The organism is Nodosilinea sp. E11, from assembly GCF_032813545.1.
In the GTDB taxonomy this organism is placed as follows: domain Bacteria; phylum Cyanobacteriota; class Cyanobacteriia; order Phormidesmidales; family Phormidesmidaceae; genus Nodosilinea.
Genome location: NZ_CP136520.1, coordinates 1,031,942 through 1,052,427, shown reverse-complemented (window position 1 = coordinate 1,052,427; position 20,486 = coordinate 1,031,942). Strand labels below are relative to the sequence as shown.

Annotated in this window: 19 protein-coding genes; 11 read left to right on the top strand and 8 right to left on the bottom strand. The window is 55.1% G+C overall.

Going from position 1 to position 20,486, the window contains the following annotated elements:
• Positions 1 to 214: 214 nt before the first annotated feature.
• Positions 215 to 823: a Uma2 family endonuclease gene (locus RRF56_RS07040; protein WP_317036927.1), complete on the top strand. Its 609-nt coding sequence runs from the start codon at positions 215 to 217 to the stop codon at positions 821 to 823.
• 169 nt (positions 824 to 992) lie between these two features.
• Here the strand turns inward: RRF56_RS07040 and RRF56_RS07035 are convergent, their stop codons facing one another.
• On the bottom strand, positions 993 to 2,843 hold the full coding sequence (locus tag RRF56_RS07035; protein ID WP_317036926.1) for an RNA-directed DNA polymerase: 1,851 nt from the start codon (positions 2,841 to 2,843) through the stop codon (positions 993 to 995).
• A gap of 167 nt (positions 2,844 to 3,010) precedes the next feature.
• Here RRF56_RS07035 and RRF56_RS07030 point away from each other — a divergent pair, with 167 nt between their 5' ends.
• The gene (locus tag RRF56_RS07030; protein ID WP_317036925.1) at positions 3,011 to 3,799 is read left to right on the top strand and encodes a hypothetical protein; all 789 of its coding nucleotides are present in this window, start codon (positions 3,011 to 3,013) and stop codon (positions 3,797 to 3,799) included.
• Positions 3,800 to 3,897: 98 nt separating this feature from the next.
• On the opposite strand, the gene RRF56_RS07025 is transcribed toward RRF56_RS07030, so the two are convergent.
• Positions 3,898 to 4,473, bottom strand: coding sequence for a Uma2 family endonuclease (locus tag RRF56_RS07025; protein ID WP_317036924.1), 576 nt, complete (start codon positions 4,471 to 4,473; stop codon positions 3,898 to 3,900).
• A gap of 431 nt (positions 4,474 to 4,904) precedes the next feature.
• The gene (gene alaS, locus RRF56_RS07020) at positions 4,905 to 7,559 is read right to left on the bottom strand and encodes an alanine--tRNA ligase (protein ID WP_317036923.1); all 2,655 of its coding nucleotides are present in this window, start codon (positions 7,557 to 7,559) and stop codon (positions 4,905 to 4,907) included.
• A 322-nt stretch (positions 7,560 to 7,881) separates the two neighbouring features.
• Here alaS and RRF56_RS07015 point away from each other — a divergent pair, with 322 nt between their 5' ends.
• The 4 genes from RRF56_RS07015 (at position 7,882) to RRF56_RS07000 (ending at position 10,120) form a co-directional block, all read left to right on the top strand.
• The gene (locus RRF56_RS07015; protein WP_317036922.1) at positions 7,882 to 8,736 is read left to right on the top strand and encodes an AraC family transcriptional regulator; all 855 of its coding nucleotides are present in this window, start codon (positions 7,882 to 7,884) and stop codon (positions 8,734 to 8,736) included.
• A gap of 49 nt (positions 8,737 to 8,785) precedes the next feature.
• Complete coding sequence (locus RRF56_RS07010) at positions 8,786 to 9,463, top strand: AzlC family ABC transporter permease (RefSeq protein ID WP_317036921.1); 678 nt, start codon at positions 8,786 to 8,788, stop codon at positions 9,461 to 9,463.
• On the top strand, positions 9,460 to 9,765 hold the full coding sequence (locus RRF56_RS07005; RefSeq protein WP_317036920.1) for an AzlD domain-containing protein: 306 nt from the start codon (positions 9,460 to 9,462) through the stop codon (positions 9,763 to 9,765). Before RRF56_RS07010 ends, RRF56_RS07005 begins: the two co-directional genes overlap by 4 nt.
• Before the next feature lie 163 nt (positions 9,766 to 9,928).
• The gene (locus RRF56_RS07000; RefSeq protein ID WP_317038344.1) at positions 9,929 to 10,120 is read left to right on the top strand and encodes a hypothetical protein; all 192 of its coding nucleotides are present in this window, start codon (positions 9,929 to 9,931) and stop codon (positions 10,118 to 10,120) included.
• A gap of 124 nt (positions 10,121 to 10,244) precedes the next feature.
• On the opposite strand, the gene rodA is transcribed toward RRF56_RS07000, so the two are convergent.
• The 3 genes from rodA to RRF56_RS06985 all read right to left on the bottom strand — a co-directional run bounded on the left by rodA (position 10,245) and on the right by RRF56_RS06985 (position 13,412).
• Positions 10,245 to 11,504, bottom strand: coding sequence for a rod shape-determining protein RodA (gene rodA, locus RRF56_RS06995; RefSeq protein WP_317036919.1), 1,260 nt, complete (start codon positions 11,502 to 11,504; stop codon positions 10,245 to 10,247).
• Positions 11,505 to 11,621: 117 nt separating this feature from the next.
• Positions 11,622 to 12,686, bottom strand: coding sequence for an Mrp/NBP35 family ATP-binding protein (locus RRF56_RS06990; RefSeq protein WP_317036918.1), 1,065 nt, complete (start codon positions 12,684 to 12,686; stop codon positions 11,622 to 11,624).
• Positions 12,687 to 12,881: 195 nt separating this feature from the next.
• Entirely contained in the window at positions 12,882 to 13,412 is a 531-nt protein-coding gene (locus RRF56_RS06985) for an SRPBCC family protein (protein ID WP_317036917.1), read from the bottom strand.
• 377 nt (positions 13,413 to 13,789) lie between these two features.
• Between RRF56_RS06985 and hemF the strand changes: the two genes are divergently transcribed.
• The 5 genes from hemF to RRF56_RS06960 all read left to right on the top strand — a co-directional run bounded on the left by hemF (position 13,790) and on the right by RRF56_RS06960 (position 18,743).
• The gene (hemF, locus tag RRF56_RS06980) at positions 13,790 to 14,818 is read left to right on the top strand and encodes an oxygen-dependent coproporphyrinogen oxidase (protein ID WP_317036916.1); all 1,029 of its coding nucleotides are present in this window, start codon (positions 13,790 to 13,792) and stop codon (positions 14,816 to 14,818) included.
• Positions 14,819 to 15,117: 299 nt separating this feature from the next.
• On the top strand, positions 15,118 to 15,405 hold the full coding sequence (locus RRF56_RS06975; protein ID WP_317036915.1) for an HU family DNA-binding protein: 288 nt from the start codon (positions 15,118 to 15,120) through the stop codon (positions 15,403 to 15,405).
• Between the two features lie 8 nt (positions 15,406 to 15,413).
• Positions 15,414 to 16,520, top strand: coding sequence for a threonine-phosphate decarboxylase CobD (cobD, locus tag RRF56_RS06970; RefSeq protein ID WP_317036914.1), 1,107 nt, complete (start codon positions 15,414 to 15,416; stop codon positions 16,518 to 16,520).
• 63 nt (positions 16,521 to 16,583) lie between these two features.
• A complete protein-coding gene (locus RRF56_RS06965) occupies positions 16,584 to 18,128 on the top strand; it encodes an ABC transporter ATP-binding protein (protein ID WP_317036913.1) in 1,545 nt (514 codons plus the stop codon).
• 132 nt (positions 18,129 to 18,260) lie between these two features.
• A complete protein-coding gene (locus tag RRF56_RS06960; protein ID WP_317036912.1) occupies positions 18,261 to 18,743 on the top strand; it encodes a peptidoglycan-binding domain-containing protein in 483 nt (160 codons plus the stop codon).
• Between the two features lie 286 nt (positions 18,744 to 19,029).
• On the opposite strand, the gene RRF56_RS06955 is transcribed toward RRF56_RS06960, so the two are convergent.
• Both RRF56_RS06955 and RRF56_RS06950 read right to left on the bottom strand, forming a co-directional pair.
• A complete protein-coding gene (locus RRF56_RS06955) occupies positions 19,030 to 19,605 on the bottom strand; it encodes an FKBP-type peptidyl-prolyl cis-trans isomerase (RefSeq protein ID WP_317036911.1) in 576 nt (191 codons plus the stop codon).
• An 85-nt stretch (positions 19,606 to 19,690) separates the two neighbouring features.
• Positions 19,691 to 20,440, bottom strand: coding sequence for a response regulator transcription factor (locus RRF56_RS06950; protein ID WP_317036910.1), 750 nt, complete (start codon positions 20,438 to 20,440; stop codon positions 19,691 to 19,693).
• Positions 20,441 to 20,486: the final 46 nt, after the last annotated feature.

Genomic DNA, 20,486 nt, shown 5'->3' with positions numbered 1-20,486 from the left:
GGCCAGAATTTTGGGCGGTCTTCCGTTTGGGTGGCATCTGCCCTCTAAGGCGTCGGACGAAGATTTAGCTTGGGACATGAGGAACTTCAGCCTGAAAAGATCTACCTTGAGGAATCAGAATTTGCCCAACTGCCGAGGCAAAGGCTTTGGATGTTAAATATCTCCTAATTCCCTACTATTGGTTTATGACAGCTTGGCTCTGGGAGTAGTCTCTATGACTCAAACTTCATCGTCGCTGATACTTGGCGTTGACGAATTTCTTACCCGCTATGGCGATAACCCTCGCTATGAACTGGCTGATGGAGAGCTAATTGATATGGAACCTACTGGCCTTCACGAAGCCACTGCCGGAAAAGTTGCCAGTCAGCTCAGTATTGAAATCGATCGCCAGGGCCATCCGTGGATTATTCCCCGCACTTGTTTGCTGCGCCCGTTTGCTGATGTTGCCACGGCTCGCCGCCCGGACGTGGTGGTGCTTGACGAACCGGCTCTGGTACATGAGCCTCTGTGGGAACGTGAACCTGTGATTACTCTGGGCACTTCGGTAAAGCTGGTGGTGGAGGTGGTGAGCACCAATTGGGAAACGGATTATGCCCGCAAGGTGGAGGAGTATGCCCTGTTTGGCATTCCAGAATATTGGATTGTGGATTATCGGGGTTTGGGCGGGCGGGTGTTTATTGGCAGCCCTAAGCAGCCTACGTTTACGGTGTGTCGGCTGGTTGGCGAAGACTATCAACAGCAGCAGTATCGACTGGGTGAAGCGATTGATTCGCCATCGTTGCATCATCTAGCTCTACGGCTAGATGATGTTATGCCCTGTTAAGCTTGGCCCTTATCTAGAAGCGGCATAACTTAGGCAAAGATTGCGATCGCCCAATTCATAATCAATCTACCTTTTGTAGCAAGCCGGGTTTAGAGATGAACTTGGAGTTTGGCTGATACTTGTACACTCTAAAGGCGCTAGTACTAGACAACCATTGTGCATAAAAATTTTAATCAATATAAGTATCTATCCATTTAATATACCAAGGATCGCTAAAGCTTTCTCTGATTTTTTCTTGAAAAGAATATTTTTTGTATTTGAATGCGTTCGATCCAAGAAAAGAAAGAAGAATTAAATATTTTGGCAACGGATATATCTTTTGCTTCTGTGTTGGGAATAAATAACTATTTAGTCTGAAAGGCATTTTCTTAAGTCCTCGGATGAATTTGATATTGCCAGCTACTGAAGCGGAATCTTCTATGCCCCGAGTTAGTTCTGCATCTAAAAAATCTATCGCACGATCCTGCCTAAAATCCATGTATCTCGGAACAACTGAAACCACCTGTCTACTAAGAAAATTATCGCTTTTCCAAACAGACTCTGTACTTTGGATTAGGCCAATTATTTCATTTGGCTTGAAATACTTTGCCGCAAACCAGATTAAACAGTAATAATTCATCGAAACATCGTCCAATGACCTTATAACTAATGAAATTCTGTTGATGTAGCTTACACTTTTTTCATCTGTGTCAATTTGCCAATCAGTTAATAATTTTACTATATAGAATAAGGCAACACCATCATATATTCTGACTTCCTTTAGGATTTCCTCGACTATCTGAGCAGCAGATTCTCTGTAACCTAATGCTTCAAGATAATAAATCACATTCTTCCTGCACCCTGGCCTGCGAATGAAAATATCTTTAGCGTCCCTCAAAAAGAATTCTGATCTCAACTTGCCAAAAATTGTTAGAAACCTTTTTATGGTTTTTTCCCATGCTTTTAGGCTTGTTTCATCTTTGATGCCTAGATAGCGATCGTATAATTCTTTTTCTAATTCTTCGTCGCTAGTTTTAGAGTTGCTAGAATCCTCAAATTTCTCATGTTCTCCATCGGTTAATATTTTTTCTACAGAGTCAAGATATTCATGGGTATCAATCATAAAATTTCTTGCAACTTCTTCGGCCGTATAAATATTTGTTTTTCCGAGATTTAAGCTTAACCCTCTACTTTTCAGAACATCATTCGTGTCGCTTAGTGTAATGCAAGCTTTATCAAAAGAGTCAACACCAAAGTTTATGTCGTCCATCCATCTTACAAAACATCCGTCTGTGGCTTCATTTAGAACCTCGTCAACCTCATACAAGAGAGCGTGAGCCAATAATTTCGGAGCTTCCAAATTAATTACAGGCAATCCTTTTAATGAGGTTGGCAAATAATCAGGAACCCAAGACAGTTGCTCGATCATATTAAACAAAAGATCTAAGACAACTTCAGGAACAGAAACGTAACTGGAGATTATGTGTCTTAATTCTCTTATCCCGATATTCTCATAGTAGTTAGCCAGATCAGTTACAACTGTATATTCATTTTGTTTGCTAAACTTCCAGATCTCCTTTTGGAAGTTTTTCCATTTATTTCGCCATCCATACTCATCCTTTTCCGTCCGCCAATCGGGCATTTTTTTGGGGTTTTTGCTATCTCTAGTATAATAAGACCTACTTGTTGGTTGAGCCTTCAGCAACTGCTTAGCTAAACCCATGTCAACTATTGTTTGTAAGACCAATGCATCTGAAGGACTCAAAAGCAAAATGTGCCTACAAACACCGTATTTTTTTTCTAATTTATATATCAAAGGTCCAGTAATTCTGTACTGAGCATCTAAAATCTTTTTCTGAATTAACAACGCCTTATCTTCAATGTTAAAGTTAAAATCATAATAATCATGTAAATCTAGTATGTCCAAAGAGCGCAATTGATCACGGACAACACCTCGCCAAGTATCAACTAAATTCTGAACATGAAATACTGACTCTAAATCTTTGGATCGAAGAATATGAAATCTTTTAGTAACTTTCATTCCAAAATCCTAGCTTCAAATATTCTCTAAAAATGATATACAAAATAATGAAACTTAAATTGATAATTTATACTTATTCGGTATTGCAGCAAGATGGTTGCGAGCACTATTTACTAGTTTAGCTCCTACCATCTTTACTTTACCCTTACTCTTTCTGCCTGACGACAATGACAAAAGTTATTTTGTATATTTTGCTGCTTTTTCTAGCCCTTTGTTCTCTTTTAGTTTCCTCAAACTCGTACTTTGTAAGCGTAGTGCTAGGAGTTATTTCATCAATAATAATTTTGCTAGCAGATCTTTTGGTAGTTAATTCTGAATATTACAAGCTTATTTCAGTGCGACTGCTGTATAGAGATAAAAATATCAGGATGTCAATTTCTTACCTATTCAGGATAAAGGTTGAGGGCAAATACTTATTAATTAGGGGGAAAAGATTTCCTCAGTTTCAACCTGTCGGCGGTGTATTTAAGCGTTATGATTCTTCGATCAGTTTTTTTCAAGAAATTCATGCACTAGATGATGATCTGATACCAATTGATGCGGATAGCAAACGTGATCTGCGCATACGATTGAAAGGTAGGTATCTCCTTAAATTCATGAAATGGTTTGACAGTAGAAAGAATCGAGAGATTTGCGGGTGGAGAGAATTTTATGAGGAGTTAGTAAAGCCTAGAATCTTCCCAGAAGAACTTTTCCCTTTTGTTAAATACCAATTTATAAAGAGGCATATAAATCCTATACGGTATTCAGATTTTTCGCAATCCTATGAAATTTTGGTAGCAGAGATATATGAAGTAATTTTAGATAGAGAGCAGGAAAGCTTTCTCCAAGATACTATTCGAACAGGTATTTCCGATTGCATTTGGGTTACAGAGGAAGAGGTGTTGAGGCGAGGTGCAATGCCAGGTCATGACTATACACTAGCTATTTCTGAACATTCAAGATGGATTATCTAAATATATGACACGTTTCAAAATTCCCAAACTCTGCTTCTGTAGGCTCAACCCAGCTGTCAGTCGCTCAGTAGGTAGCTAAACACCTCCTCCCGCAATCTCTACCCCTCCTCAATAAACCGCACCTCCTTATAGAGCAGTTCAATCGGGCCTTGCCAGTCCACACTGGCAGGGCTCAGAGTTTCTGCCTCTATGTAAGTCTGCAAATCCCAACGACGAGACGAGATCCGGCGATAGCGATCAACACTAATTTTGTCAGAACTGATCAAAACGTATTCTTGCAGGGTGGGTATTTGGCGATAGTGGGTAAATTTGTCGCCCCGGCCATAGTCAGCAGTACTCGGCGACAGCACCTCCACAATCAAACTGGGGTAGCGAATGAGTTTAATTGCGTCGCGGTCTCGCCCATCGCAGCTCACCATCACATCGGGGTAGTGGTAAGGCCCATTTTGAGAAACCTCCACCTTGACATCTGCCATCACCACCAGACAGCCCTTGCCCCGCAGATGGGCTTTAAGCGCAGACGCTAAATTCAGCGCAATTTGGTTGTGGGGAATCGTCCCCCCCGTCATAGCAAAGACTTCCCCGTTCACATAGGCGTACTTAACGTCCTGGGTAGATTCCCATTCCAGGTACTCCTGGGGAGCCATTGGGGTGAAGTTGAGCCTTGCGATCATAGGTTTTACCAATCCCTTGTACGCTGAGCCTCTTGTATTGACTCTGGTAAGGTCATTGGGCGTCGTCTCCAAGAGAGCCTGCCCCTAGGATACCTAATGCCTATGGAGAAGATCCCTGGGTTCTGCAAGAACCCAGGGATCTGATTTGCCGCTAATTCAACTGTCGATATCGCAGTAGGAAGCTAAACACCTCGCCCTGCTCTGGGGTTAATCAAAATCCCCGATCGCGGGATCGTCACCCAATGGCGCAACCACTCTGGCCGGGGCCTGGGGTTTGCCAGGCGCAGGAGATTTAGATCCCTGGGTTCTCGAAGAACCCAGGGATCTGGACGGGTAAAACACAACATAATCGGGTTCCTTTCAGAAACCTACTTGCGCGGCCCGAAAGGTTTGCCGTCGCCCCAGCCACCTCAAGGTGAGATTGACAAGCCCTAGCCTAGAGTTTCTAGCAGCTGTTGTTTGGCACTCTCTAACGCTTCCGGCAGCTTAGCCGCATCGCGCCCGCCCGCCTGGGCCAGGTTGGGCCGCCCGCCGCCGCCGCCGCCCGTGAGCTTGGCGATGCCGCCGATAAACTTGCCCGCTTGCAGCTTTTGCTCGATCACCTCGGGGCTAAAGGCCGCCACTAGGCTCACCTTCTCAGGTTCGGGCACAGACCCCAGCACTACGGCCCCGGCCCCCAGCTTTTGCAGCAGGCGCTCGGCGGCGGTCTTTAGGGCTTCGGCGCTGACGCCCTCTATCTCGGCCACGATAATTTTGACAGAGCCGACGGCTTCAGCCCGCTCTAGCAGCTGGTCAGACTTGAGTACCGCCAGCTCCGACTTCAGCGCCTCCAGTTCTTTTTGAGCGGTTTTGAGGTCGGTTTGCAGCGTGGTGACGCGATCGCTCAACTCCTCGGGCTTGGCCTTAAAGCGATCGCTCAGATCCCGCACCACGGCGTCGCGCACGTTCAAATACTCCAGCACGGCGGGGCCAGCGACGGCCTCAATCCGGCGGGTACCCGAGGCCACCCCGGCCTCAGCGATAATTTTGAACAGCCCAATTTCTGCCGTGTTGCTGACGTGGGTGCCGCCGCACAGCTCCATCGACACGCCAGGGAAGTCGATCACCCGCACCTCGGCGCTGTATTTTTCGCCAAACATGGCGATCGCACCCTTGGCCTTGGCCTCCTCCAGCGCCATCACGGTGATCTCCCCTTGGTGGCCCTCGGCAATCCAGGTATTCACCTGGGCTTCGACCTGCTGCACCTCGTCGGCAGTCAGGGCGCGGGGGCAGTTAAAGTCAAACCGCAGGCGATCGAAAGCCACCAGCGAACCGGCCTGAGAAATGTCAGGGTCGACCAGCTTTTTCAGTGCTGCTTGCAGCAGGTGGGTCGCGGTGTGGTTGGCCTGGGCACGGCGGCGGCAGGCGCGATCGATCTGCGCTGTCACCTGGTCGCCCACTGTTAGGGAACCCCGCTCGACTTTGCCAAAGTGAACGAAGAAATCGCCGTCTTTTTTAACATCGTGGACCCGAATCACCAGGTCATCGCCCGAGAGGTAGCCGCGATCGCCCACCTGACCGCCCGACTCAGCGTAGAACGGGGTCTGGTTGAGCACCACCTGAGCCTCTTGGCCCGCCTCAATGCGATCCACCGACTTGCCACCCAGCAGCAGCGCTTCCACTTGGCTGGTGCTGCTGGTGTCTTTGTAGCCCAAAAACTCGGTCGAGTGAATGTGCTCCGCCAAGCTGTCGAGGCTGCCCTGCACCGTCAGGTCAATGGTTTCGTGGGCATCCTTCGAGCGCTGGCGCTGTTCTGCCATCGCCGTTTCAAACCCCGGCACATCTACCATCAGCCCCTGCTCTTCGGCGATCTCCTGGGTCAGTTCTAACGGAAAGCCATAGGTGTCGTAGAGCACGAAGGCATCGGTGCCCGAAATTTGCTTGGTCTTTGAGCCGCTTTCTCGCTGAAGAATGTCGGCCAGCAGCTTTTCGCCCCGCTCCAGGGTTTCGAGAAAGCGAGACTCTTCGCGATCCAACTCGGCTTTGATCACTGTCTCGCGCTGGCGGGTATTGGGGAACGGTTCCTCCGCTAGCTGAATGGCGCTTTCGGCCACCTTACTAATAAATGCGCCCTCAATGCCAATCAGCCGTCCGTGGCGCACCACCCGCCGAATCAGCCGCCGCAGAATGTAGCCCCGCCCCACGTTGGAGGCGGTGATGCCGTCGGCAATCATGTGGACAACGGCGCGCACGTGGTCGCCGATCACCTTCAGCGATACCTGAGTCTTTTCGTCAGACCTGCCGTAATCAAGCCCGGCTAATTCTGCCGCTGTCTTGATGATCGGCAAGATCAGGTCGGTTTCGTAGTTGTTGGGCACCTGTTGCAAAATCTGGGCCATGCGCTCTAGGCCCAGGCCGGTGTCGATGTTTTGGTTTTGCAGCGGGGTGAGGGTGCCCTCGGCATCCCGGTTGTACTGCATAAACACCAGGTTGTAGAACTCGATGAAGCGCGAGTCGTCCTCCAGATCTATATCGTTATCGCCCAACTCAGGGTGAAAGTCGTAGTAGATCTCTGAGCAGGGGCCGCAGGGGCCGGTGGGGCCAGAGGTCCAGAAATTGTCAGCTTCATCCATCCGCTGAATGCGGTGAGCCGGAATGCCGATCTGGTCGCGCCAGATGGCAAAGGCGTCATCGTCTTCGCGAAAGACGCTCACCACCAGGCGATCGGCGGGCAGTTTGAATACTTCGGTCGAGAGTTCCCAGGCCCAGGCGATCGCCTGCTCTTTGAAATAGTCGCCAAAGCTGAAGTTGCCCAGCATCTCAAAGAAGGTGTGGTGTCGCGCCGTGCGACCCACGTTCTCAATGTCGTTGGTGCGAATACATTTTTGCGAGGTGGTGGCCCGGTCAACATCCGCCGGGCGCTGGCCCAGAAAAATCGGCTTGAAGGGCAGCATGCCGGCAATGGTCAGCAGCACGGTGGGGTCTTCGGGCACCAGGGACGCGCTCGGTTTGATGGCGTGGCCCCGCGCCGCGTAAAACTCCAGAAACGTCTGGCGAATCTCTGCGCCGGTCATTTTGGTGGAGATCGAGGTGGGGGACTGTGCCATGGGACGGGGAAGAGTTGGGTGAGTAAAGGACAACTTTAAAGATCTAAAGATCCATCGTAGGGTGCATTAGCGCAGCAATGCACCATGCTTAGTCAACCGTAGGGGCAGTCGCAAAGCGATGCACCTTCTAGAAGACCTTGCCAGCGTAAGCCTTCAGGGCAAGGTGAACAATCAACTCACCTGAATTTAACGTCTAGGGTAAATAATCAACCTGACCTGAACTTCTATTTTGACCGATGATTGCAAATTGCGAAGCGCACTCGGTCAGATCTTTGTCTGGCAAAATCGTGGGAGCACGCCGATCGCAGCAGAGGCAGCAGCGATGACCCAAGAAACCGTGAAATTTTGGCAGGTGCCCGAGGCCGACGATCTAGAGCTGCTGCGGGCCACCTATATTCGCCACTGCTTTGCTCGCCACACCCACGACACCTTTGCCGTAGGCGTGATTCAGCAGGGCACCGAGGTGTTTGCCTATGGCGGGGCCACCCACCGGGCACCGATGGGCAGCGTGGTGTTGATCAACCCCGGCGAACCCCACACCGGCCACGCCGCCGATGCTTCGGGCTGGACCTATCGCATGCTCTACCCGGCGGTCAGCCTGCTGCAACGGTCCATGTCGGACGGGGCGAAAACTGGGGCGGGCGCGATCTATTTTCCTGAGCCGGTGGTGCAAGACCCGGCCCTGCGGGGGTGGCTGCTGCGATCGCACCAAGCCCTAGAGCACCAGGCCCCTCGCCTCGAACAAGACTCGCGCCTGCTGTGGACTTTTGCCCAGATGATTGCCCGCCACGCCGACCACCGGCCCCCCTGGCGATCGCTCGGTCACGAACCCCGCTCGATTGCCCAGGCGCGCGAGTACCTAGAGGCCCACTACAGCGAGAACCCCACCCTAGAGGACCTGGCGGCGATCGCCCACCTCAGCCCCTTTTACTTTTTGCGGGTGTTTCGCCAGCAGGTGGGGCTGCCGCCCCACGGCTACCTCAACCAGGTGCGCTTGCGGCAGGCCAAGCGACTGCTGGGGCAGGGCAGGGCGATCGCCACGGTGGCCCACCTGACCGGCTTTGCCGACCAGAGCCACCTGACGCGGCAGTTTAAGCGCACCTGGGGGGTGACGCCGGGGCAGTACCAGCAGCGCAATTTTGTTCAAGACCGGGGCGATCGCCCGACGCTAGGGTAAAGCCAAGCTCACCGTTTGAAGCCCCTAACTTGGAGACTCTACCAGCGCTATGAAAGCATTTTTGCAGGGGTGCAGCCGCGCCCTGGGCATTGTGGCCGGGTTCTTGCCCATTGCCATGAGTTTTGGTGCAATCTCGGTGCAGGCCGGGCTGCCCGCCACCGCCGCCGTGGGCATGTCGGCCTGGCTGTTTGCCGGGGCCGCCCAGTTTGCCGCCGTCGAGGCCGTTCGCCAGGGGCTGTCGGGCTGGAGCATTTTGCTCACGGTTTTTATCATCAACCTGCGGCATATTCCTATGAGCCTGGCGGCCCAAAAGCTCTACGGCAAATTTGGCCGCTGGCAGCAGTGGCTGCTGGCCCAGGGCATGATCGACGAAACCTTTGCCCTAGAGCTGTGCGATCGCGCCCACCCGTTCCCCTACTACCTGGGCATTCACCTGTCGTGCTGGGGGGCCTGGGTGGTGGGCACGGCCCTGGGCTGCTGGGTGGGGCTACAACTGCCCGAGCGGTGGCTTCAGTTTGCGCTGCCCGCGCTGTTTATCTGCCTGCTGTGCAGCGGTCTGCAAGGCCACTGGAACCGAGATGCTGCTGTTGCGATCGCCGTGGGTATTGCCTTCACTCTGATCGCTCAACCCCTTGGTGCAACCGGGCTGCTGCTGGCGATTGTGGCGATCGCCCTGGTGGTCTCGCGGCTGCCGGGCCTGCAAACCCTAGGGGAGGATCGGCCATGAGCATCGGCTGGGTGATTTTTCTGGCCGGGCTGGGCACCTACGCCATGCGTAGCACCGGCATCTGGATGCCGGCCCAGGTGGTGCAGTTGCGCTGGCTCGGCTACCTGCCCCTGGCGGTAATTTTGGTGATGGCAGTGAGCAGTGTTTCAGGACTGGTGGGTACTGGGCAGGCAGCTACCGTGCAGACGACGCTGGCCGCCCTGGTCGCCAGCGCCGTCGTAGTAGTGGCCAACCTCAGGCGGCTGCCGCTGGTGGTCTGTATCGCTCTAGGCTGCGCTGCCTTTGGGCTGGGGGCTAGCTAGTAACGGTAACAATTCTTACTTGCGTCCAGTGCGCCATTGGACTAAATTACTGAGCTAAGGCTGTGTGCGTGCAGCTTGTTTTCCCAAAAATTTGGTCTAACGCCACTGGAAGGTGCTACCACCCGCCAAGACCTCCGAGTTCTTCAAGAACTCGGAGGTCTCGATCCCCTGCGCCTTGCCAGTAATTGGCACACCAGAGGGGGTGCGAGGGGCTATTAACTACCTGCATTTACTCAGATACGCCGAGCAGCGCGAGTGGAGCCAGTTCGTGACAATTCCGCCATCCGGAATTTTGATTACCCCGGAGCAAGGAGAGGTGTTTAGCTTACTGAGGCGCGATCGCCAGGTAGATTGAGGCTTCTAAGGGGTCAGGTGCCTTTTATAGCCATGACCTGATCAGTCGCAGCACCAAAGGCACCTGACCCCTGATGCAAAAACACCACTTATTAGGGTAAGGATAGAGAACTCATGCGATCGCCCTAATCGGTAAACTTGAGTCGATGGCGAAAGTTAGCCACCGATTCCACAATCCCCAGGGCAATAAAATTCGTCAGCAGCGCCGATCGCCCGTAGCTCATCCAGGGCAGCGGAATCCCCGTAATCGGGGCCAGACCAATGGTCATGCCAATATTGACGATCACCTGAAACATGATCATCGCCAGCACGCCCACCACCAGCAGCGAACCAAAGTCATCCTTGGCGTTTTGAGCAATAATCACCAGGCGATAGCAAACCAGCCAGTAGACCCCAATCAGCACCATCGACCCGACAAAGCCCCACTCTTCGCCCACCGCCGAAAAGATAAAGTCGGTGTGCTGCTCAGGAATGAAGCTTAGCTGGGTCTGCGACCCCTGACCTAGCCCCTGGCCCCACAGCTTGCCCGCCCCAATGGCAATGCGCGACTGAATCAGGTGGTAGCCTCCCCCCAGGGGGTCTTTGTGGGGGTCGAGAAAGAGAATTAATCGGTCTTTTTGATAGTCTTGCAGCAGGCTCCAAAAAATATCGCCCAGCTTGCCCGCTACCAGACTGAAAGCTGTAGCCACAACGGTACAAAACCAGCGCCAGGGCAGCGTAAACCAGGCGATCGCCCCCATCCCCACGCTCCACAGCAGCCACACCGGCAGCGACAGGTGAAACAAAATCGCCGCCACTAGGGGCGACACAAACAGCACCAGCCAGCCGGGGTTGCAGTTGGCCCAGTAGAGCATCGCCAGGGTAATCACCCCAAACACTAGGGAGGTACCCAGGTCAGGCTGAATAAACACCAGTGCCCAAGGCAAAATTGTCGCCACCAAGGCATTGGCTACCCCCCATAGCGTCGACGCATCGCGGCGGCTGAGCATAGAGGCCAGGGTAATAATCAACCCCAGCTTGGCAAATTCTGAAGGCTGAAGGTTAAAGCCGCCGATGGTGATCCAGCGCTGGGCACCCAGGCCCACAGTGCCAATAAAGATCACCGCCACCAGCAGCAGGTTTACCACGGCATAGATAATCCACTGCCAGTTCAACAGCCTTTCGTAGCGACTGCGGGCAATCCATAGGGCCAGCCCCAGGCCAATGGACCCCATGATGGCGTGGTTAAAGCCGTAGGCCACAGTATCGGTATGGCGCTGGGTGCTGTAGATGACCACAGCCCCAAAGATGGTCAGCAGCACCGGCAGCGCCATCAGGACCCAGTCAACGCCTTGCCAGCCCGCTGCCAGCGATCGCCAGCGCTTTTGTACATCGGTTACAAACATAGCCGTCGCCTACCCGTTCACCCAATCGATTATGACAAGCAGGAAGGGTTTTGGGTTTTAGGTTCTGGTCTGCCTCTAAAGCTCAACCCTGAAACCTAGCACCCAAAACCTTACTTACTAAGAGGCCAACGCCACCACCGAGACCTTCGCCGCCACCTGCTGGGCCATTGCCCGCAGCGCCTTGGCGCTCTCAGAGTCGGGGTGCTGCACCACGATCGGTATGCCCGCATCGCCGCCCTCGCGCACCGCCATTTCTAAAGGAATGCAACCCAGCACCGGCAGGCCCAGCTCCTTTGACAGCAACTCGCCGCCGCCAGAACCAAAAATGTCGTAGCGCTTCTCCGGCGCATCGGGGGGAATAAACACGCTCATGTTTTCGACAATGCCCAGCACCGGCACTTGCAGCTGCTGAAACATCTTTAGCCCCCGCCGCGCGTCGGAGATCGCCACCGACTGAGGCGTGGAGACAATCACCGCTCCGGCCATGGGCACCGCCTGGGCTAGGGTGAGCTGAGCGTCGCCGGTGCCGGGGGGTAGATCGACCACAAGATAATCGAGTTCGCCCCACTCCACCTGGTAGAGAAACTGGCGAATAATGCCGTTGAGCATGGGGCCGCGCCAGATCACCGGCTGATCGCGATCGATCAGAAAGCCCATCGATACCAGCTTGACGCCGTGGTTAAAGGCGGGTTCGAGCACTTCGCCCTGTTTCACCACTACCTGGGCTTCACTCAGGCCCATCATGATTGGCGCGTTGGGGCCATAGATGTCGGCGTCGATTAGGCCTACCTTTGAACCCATCTGGGCCAGGGCCACGGCTAAATTTACGGCCACGGTGCTCTTGCCCACGCCGCCCTTGCCGCTAGACACCGCAATGATGTTTTTGACGCCGCTAATGCCGGTGCGATCGGGGAGGGCTTTTTGCTGGGGGGTTTCGGCAGTGACTTCAACCTCGACGGTTTCAACCCCAGGTAGGGTGCGCACGGCCTTCTCGCAGTCTTCAACGATGAACTCGCGCAGGGGGCAAGCGGGGGTGGTCAGCACCAGGGTAAAGCTCACGGCCCCATCGGCGATCGCCACATTGCGGATCATATTGAGTTCGACCAGACTCTTTTGCAGCTCCGGATCTTGCACCGGGCGCAGTACGTCTAAAACGGAAGCTTCGGAAAGAGTTAGGCTCATGGAGTCGCAAAAGTGGGGCTGAGAAATTGCAAACGCAACAGAATGGCTCATCCAAAGAATGACTTTTAATCATTCCCTAGACGCTCATTCTGTTCGGGCCGGGCTCACTCTCTCGCCTTAGGCGAAAGAAAGCCAGCTAAAACCTATCTTAAGCCGCCTCGCCCCCCCTTGAGCACAAGTGCTTAGGAAGAAGCGTTACCAGGCCTGGGAGCGGGATCTGGGGCGATCTAATAGATCGGGGTGCTCAGCTGCCTCCGCTAGGGCCAAGGCTACTTTGGCGGCGTAGGGCCGCAGCAGCGACCAGGCCAAGGGTGACAGCCAACCCCGCAAGGTCACCGAGTAGGAAATCTGGGTGCCGCGCACGGTAGATTTAAGGTGGTAGGTGACCTGCTCTTCTAGGCCGGGAATGGGCAGCACCCGCACGCTGATCAGTTCGTGGGGCTGTACCCGCTCGACAAAAATTTTGACCGGAATTGGACAGAGGCGAGTAAAGGCTCGATAGATCAGCCCTGGCTTAGGGGTTAACCCCTGGGGCGCGTTAGTGCTAGTCAGCAGGGGATGCCAGGAGACATCGGCCAGGTTCATAATTGTTTGCCACAGGGTGTCAACCGAGGCTGTGCTGACGGTGAGGTAAGACTTTTCGAGCTGCTGCTGTACCTGCACCCACCGATGAATTAGCTGCAGGAGGGTGAAAAACGGACGGGGAAAACGCTCGGCGCTAAACATAGCAATGCCCTCCATCGCTAATGCCCCAAGACAGTAACTTGGGGCGGTGGCGGGTTAGGGGAATGGGCAAGACGATCATGGGGTTTACAGGGGGCAAAAGAGCGCTGGCCTAGGCCGAGCTGTCGTTACAGAACGTTGCGTTTCTAAACATTTTTCTCAACCTGGCGGATCAGGTTGGTGTTGGGTCGGGTTTCACGGTAGCGTGTGAAAACTGGGTACCGTGAAGGGCGCTGTCTAGAGCCGACTTGCCTAGGGCTGCCACTGGGCACAATGCAGGTGGCCGGAGAGAAATGGATCCGCAAGCCCCTGCTGAGGCCATTCCACAGTGTGACATATTCGACCCGGTGCCGACATAACATATTGTTTTCTCCACGCCCATGACCACTACCCCTGTTTCTAAACCTGCTGCCGCAACCACCGCACCCCCGGCAGATTCGCGCGATCGCGTCAGCGCCATGCTGATGCAGCTACAAGACAGCATTTGTCAAAAGCTAGAGGCCCTCGACGGCGGAGCCCAATTTCAGCAAGATGCCTGGGAACGCCCCGAGGGCGGCGGTGGGCGATCGCGCGTGATCAAGCAGGGCAAAGTGTTTGAGCAGGGCGGCGTTAACTTTTCTGAAGTGTGGGGCGACCATCTGCCGCCGTCAATTTTGGTGCAGCGCCCCGAAGCCGCAGGCCACCGTTTCTACGCCACCGGCACCTCAATGGTGCTGCACCCCCGCAACCCCTACGTGCCCACGGTGCACCTCAACTACCGCTATTTTGAGGCGGGGCCGGTGTGGTGGTTTGGGGGCGGCATTGACCTCACGCCCTACTACCCCTTCGATGAAGATGTGGTGCATTTTCACCAAACCCTAAAGGCGACCTGCGATCGCCACAACCCCCACTACTACCAGGTATTTAAGCCCTGGTGCGACGAATACTTCTATCTCAAGCACCGAGACGAGACCCGAGGCGTAGGCGGCGTTTTCTTTGACTACCAAGACGGCCAAGGCTTGCTCTACCGAGGCCCTGATGCGGGCAAAACCGCCGACCAGACCAGCCAGGGCATTGGCGAACTGCCCTCCCGCAGCTGGGACGATCTGTTTAACTTTGCCCGCGACTGTGGCGATGCCTTTTTGCCCGCCTACGTGCCCATCGTTGAGCGCCGTCATACCACCGACTACGGCGATCATCAGCGGCAGTTTCAGCTCTACCGTCGGGGTCGCTACGTAGAGTTCAACCTGGTGTACGACCGGGGCACTATTTTTGGCCTGCAAACCAATGGCCGCACCGAGTCGATTTTGATGTCGCTGCCGCCCCTGGTGCGCTGGGAGTATGGCTATACCCCAGCGCCCAGCAGCCCCGAAGCTCGGCTCTACGAGGTGTTTCTCAAGCCCCAAGACTGGGTTAACTGGCTGACCTAAGCGCTTGCCCCAGCGCTCAATGCTTGCCTTTTGAGGTGGTTACGGCTTGTCCAGGGTCGTCCTTTTTTTGGCGGCCCTAGGTTTTTTGGTTAACTTTCTTAAAAAAGCCCGAAATCCACATAAATTAAAGCTTTTGGCGATCCACTTTCCTGGGGATGCCCTTAGAATGGGGCAGTGAAATTCTGGATTGACAGGGGTTTCAGCCGTTCTGGCTACTGGGGCTATTGTCTATGCCCTGGGCCTATCGTCAGATAGCGGCTGCTACTCCAATATTTGTTCTTTGCCCATAGGAGACAGTTATGAACAAAGCTGAACTCGTTGATAAGGTGGCTGAGAAAGCCTCTGGCGATAAGGCCATGACCAAGAAAGATGTGGACTCAGTAATCACTGCCACCATCGACGCCATTATGGAAGCCGTAGCCTCGGGCGAAAAAGTCACCCTGGTAGGGTTTGGCTCGTTTGAGCGCCGTGAGCGCAAAGAGCGCGAAGGCCGTAACCCCAAAACCGGAGACACCATGGTGATTCCGGCCACTAAGGTGCCTGCCTTTTCTGCTGGCAAGCTGTTTAAAGAAAAAGTGGCCAAGTAACCACTCCCTTGATTCATCCACTGCCTCACACACCTTCAAATCGACCGATTCACGGGGGAAATTTAGCTTGGGCGGCTGCGATCGCCAACTGTTCCCCCGGTTCTCTTTTAGATTTTTCAGCCAGCATTAACCCCCTGGGGCCACCGGCATCGGTGACCGAGGCCATGACCGAGGCCCTGGGTCAGCTGCGCCACTACCCCGACCCCGAGTACACCGACCTGCGCTGGGCCTTGGCCAGCTACCACCAGGTACCCCCCGACTGGGTGCTGCCGGGTAACGGGGCGGCTGAGCTGCTCACCTGGGCGGCCCGCGACTTAGCCGAAGCGGACAAGCCCTGCGGTTGTCACCTGCTTACTCCGGCCTTTAGCGACTATGGGCGATCGCTGGCTGCCTTTGGGGTTCCTGTCCATCCCTGGCCGCTGCCGCTAGGTGAAGACTCCGCTGACTATGCCTTTCCCGCTGCCACCGACTGGCCCCAGGCGGCGGGCCTGTTGATCAACAATCCCCATAACCCCACGGGGCAGCTGTTTAGCACCGTTAGTCTCAAGCCGCTGCTCGATCGCTTTGCCACGGTCATTGTGGATGAAGCGTTTATGGATTTTTTGCCCCCCGACCAGCAGCAGTCGTTGATTGGCGAAATGGCTCACCACCCCAATTTGGTCGTGCTGCGATCGCTGACTAAGTTCTACACCCTGCCGGGGCTGCGGATTGGCTATGCGCTGGGCCACCCCGATCGGCTGGCGCGCTGGCAGCGCTGGCGCGACCCCTGGCCCGTCAATGCCCTGGCGGCGGCGGCGGCGATCGCCGCTGTCCAAGACACTGCCTTTCAGGCTCGTACCTGGCAGTGGTTGCCCCCCGCCCGCCAGGCCCTATTTGACGGCCTGCGGCAGCTGCCGGGGTTATCTCCCCTGGCTGGGGCCGCCAACTACCTGCTGGTACACACCAATACCCCTGCCCCTGGGCTACAAGAACGCCTGCTGCGGAGTCATCAGGTGCTGATTCGAGACTGCCTGAGCTTTGCTGAGCTAGGAGAGCACTACTTTCGAGTAGCAGTACGTCACTCTGCTGAAAATGAATGCTTGCTCACAGCTTTAAGCCAGGCTCTGGAGCTATGATGCCCAAAGCTTTGAGCGACCTGAGACCGCAGCTTCGATCAACCATCCGCTGACGTTTCCCCTATGACTGCCACTGCGCCTCCCCTGCTGCATCTCACTCCGCCGCCCGAGCTGAAGGTGGTCAGTATGACCAAGCGGTTTGGCACCCTGGCGGCCCTTGAGAATGTCAGCCTCACCCTCAAACCTGGTACGTTTCACGGGCTGCTGGGCGAAAATGGGGCGGGTAAGAGCACCCTGGTGAAATGCATTATGGGGTTCTATGCCCCCACCGCTGGGCAGATCTTAGTCAATGAGCAGATCTACCCGATCAAAAGTCCCAAAGATGCCCACGGCTGCGGCATTGGCATGGTGTATCAGCACTTCACCTCGGTGCCCGCCATGACCGTTGCCGAAAACCTGGTGCTCAGCCGCTACGATCGCACTCAGGTGATTAACTGGGGGCGAGAATACGCTGCCCTGCGCACGTTTATGGCGCGATCGCCCTTTCAAGTCGATCTTGATACGCCCGTGGGCCAGCTGGCGGCGGGGCAAAAGCAAAAACTCGAAATTCTCAAGCAGCTCTACCTGCAAAGCCGCATCCTAATTCTTGACGAGCCCACCTCGGTGCTTACCCCCGACGAGGCCGACGAGGTGCTGGGGCTACTGCGTCAAGAGGTAAAGGCCGGACATCTGAGCGTGCTGCTGATCACCCACAAGTTTCGGGAGGTGCTGGCCTTTACCGACGAGGTGACGGTGTTGCGCAAGGGGCAACTGGCGGGCCACGGAGCCGTCGTCGACCTGACTGTGGCCGATATGGCCCGCATGATGTTGGGGTCAGAGCGAGTCACCAAAGCGGTGGATAAAACCCCCCAGGCCGCGTCTCAGCCGGTGCTGACCGTCAATACCCTAGAAGCGATTAAAGACAATGGCTTGCCCGCCTTTGGTCCCCTCGACCTGACCGTGCACAGCGGTGAAATCGTCGGCATTGCCGGGGTCTCAGGTAACGGTCAGCGGGAGCTCGTCGAAGTGCTGGCCGGACAGCGTCCTGCCAGCGCCGGCCAGGTCAGCATCAACGGCACCCCCTACCGCGCTACCCGCCGTGAGATGGTGCGCCACGGCGTCTACGCCCTGCCCGAAGAACCCCTGCGCAACGCCTGCGTCCCCGGTATGTCTGTGGCTGAGAATATGGCCCTACGCACCTTCGATCGCCCTCCCCAGGCCCGAGGTCGCCTGTGGCTCAGTCTCAAGGCGATTCGCCAGGCGGCTCTGGGTTTAATTCAAGCGTTTGGCGTTAAGACCCCCTCCCCCGAAACCCCCATTCAAAACCTATCGGGGGGAAATGTGCAGCGTACGGTGCTGGCACGGGAGTTATCTTCCCCCGACGTTAACCTGCTGATCGCCGCTAACCCGTGCTTTGGGCTAGATTTCGCTGCCGTAGACCAGATTCACAATGCTTTGGTCGAAGCCCGCAACCGGGGGGTGGCCGTGTTGCTGGTGAGCGAAGATTTAGATGAGCTGCTGGCCCTGGGCGATCGCATTCTCGTGATCAGCGACGGGCAATTTGTCTATGAGAGTACCGTTGCCGCCGCCAACGTCGCCGATCTGGGTCACAAAATGGCTGGGCACTAGATGCCATGGGGGTTTACCCCCTCGCCGAGCGGCCTATGCAGCGGGTAAACTACAGATTCAGCCTTGGGAATGCTTCGTTGATTTTGTGAATACTGTACCGTCAATACCACACCGAACCACACGAGTCAGACTATGGGTGAATCGTTAGCGCATCACATTCCAGGCATTGCCAATGCCCACTGCCTGGCCCTTGTGCGGGAGTATTGCCACCTGGCCACCCGCCCCAGCCTCAACGATGCCGACAGCCAGCGCATGGCCACGCTGCTAGCCCAGGCCGAAACCGATGGCCGCCTCGACTTTTGGATCAATGAAGCCGACCACTTTATCGACCACGCTATTGGCCTGGGCAGCGCCACCAAGGTCTATGCCTCGGTGAACGAAAACCTCAAGTCGCGGCTGCGAGAACTACTTGACCTCAGCCACACCGCCAACCCCGGCGATGAAGCCCTAGAGCTGCTCGAAGAGCTAGACGAAAGCCTCACCGAGGGCACCCGCCAGGTGCAGCAGCAGTTAGCCAAGCGCGGTTACGATCCCGGCCCTGTCGATGGCGTGGCTGGTCCCAAAACCCAGCGCGCCCTGCGCCAGTTTCAAAAGTCCCAAGAGGCCGATCGCTAAGGTAGGGGCTGGCTAGGCTGGTCTCTACCCTTAGCCCCAGGGTCGTAGCCGCCTGTTCATGCTTTGCAGCGATCGCCTTCCTCTAATACCGACTCGCCATCTCACACCCCCAATTCCCAAACGGCCAACCTGTAGGGCCGCTTCGGATACGCCCGGCTGAATCGGGGGTAGCCGGGTGGTCTTTGGTGTAATTGCCTTTGGGGTAATGACACCAAAGACCGCTGCGACATCGTCAGCAGCGGTCTTTGAGTAGTTTGGAAACGGTGATTAGCTGTAACGGGTTGCCCTAGCCAATTCGCAGTAGCTCGACATCAAACAGCAGAGTAGCATTAGGTGGAATTACCCCACCTGCACCCCGGCTGCCGTAGCCCAGCTCAGCCGGAATCACCAGCTTGCGCTGACCGCCCACCCGCATGGTGCCCACGCCTTCATCCCAGCCTTTGATCACCTGGCCGACACCGATCTGAAAGCTAAAAGGCCGTCCGCGATCGCGGGAGCTGTCGAACTTAGTGCCATCTTCAAGGGTGCCCGTGTAGTGCACCGTAACCCGTTGGCCAGCCTGGGGCATGGCTCCAGTGCCTTCCACCACATCTACATACTGGAGGCCAGAGTCAGTCGTAACCAGGGTTTCTTCGGTGGGGTTCGTCATAGCGTCAGCAGTCTCAGCAGAAGTATTAGGAGCTAAATCGGCGGCTTGGGCAATTTGGGTCGCTGTATCGGTTAGAGTAGCTGCCGTTTCGGCCACCTCAACGTTCCCTAGATTAGAGGCCATTGCCTCTGGCTGAGGGCTAGTAAACTGAGCTACCACTAGCACCAGCAGGCAGGCCGCCAACACGCCCACGCTAATCAAAATCTCTCGCAAAATCTACCTCCCCTTGAGGATTCAAACCTTCTCGATCATATCGCAAACCCTTCCTCCGCTTTCATGCTTGCCATCGGCTACCCGCTCACCCAAACCGGTAGCCAAACCCTCGCAGCGTCGTCACGTACTGGGGATTGGCCGGATCGGCCTCAATCTTCTCTCGCAGCCAGCGAATGTGGACGTCAACGGTTTTGCGATCGCCCACAAAATCGACCCCCCATACCACCTGAATTAGCTCCTCCCGCGACCAAACCCGATGCGGATTCTGCAAAAACAGTTCTAGAATGCGAAACTCCTTGGGCGAAAGGTTGACCTCTTGCCCCCCCACGATCACCCTAAACTCTGCTGTGTAAAGAACAATATCTCTATAGGCTAAGACAGCAGTATCGGGCTGCGAGAGCATCCACTGGTGTCGCCGCAATAGCGCTCGGCAGCGAGCAATTAGCTCCCGCATGCCAAAGGGTTTTGCGAGATAATCGTCGGCTCCCACCTCTAAGCCCACCACCCGATCCATCTCGGTGGCCTTGGCACTCAAAATTAAAATGGGTATGTCTAGGTTGTGGTGACGCATCAGCCGACAAATATCCAGCCCGTTGACACCGGGCAACATCAAATCAACAATTGCCAGATCAATCGTTTGCCCTGGCCCGCGATCGTTAGCTGCCGCAAAGATTAAATCCAGGGCAAGCTGCCCCGATTCAATGGCCACCACCTGATAGCCCTCATCGGTCAGGGCCAAGGCCACAGTTTCACGAATCAAGTCTTCGTCATCAATAATTAAAATGCGCTCTGGGGCATGGGCGGCTGGCGATCGCCCAGGGGTTGTGTTTTGCACGGCAGAAACGCCCCATGACGGAGCGCCGACAGAACGACCAGGGCAA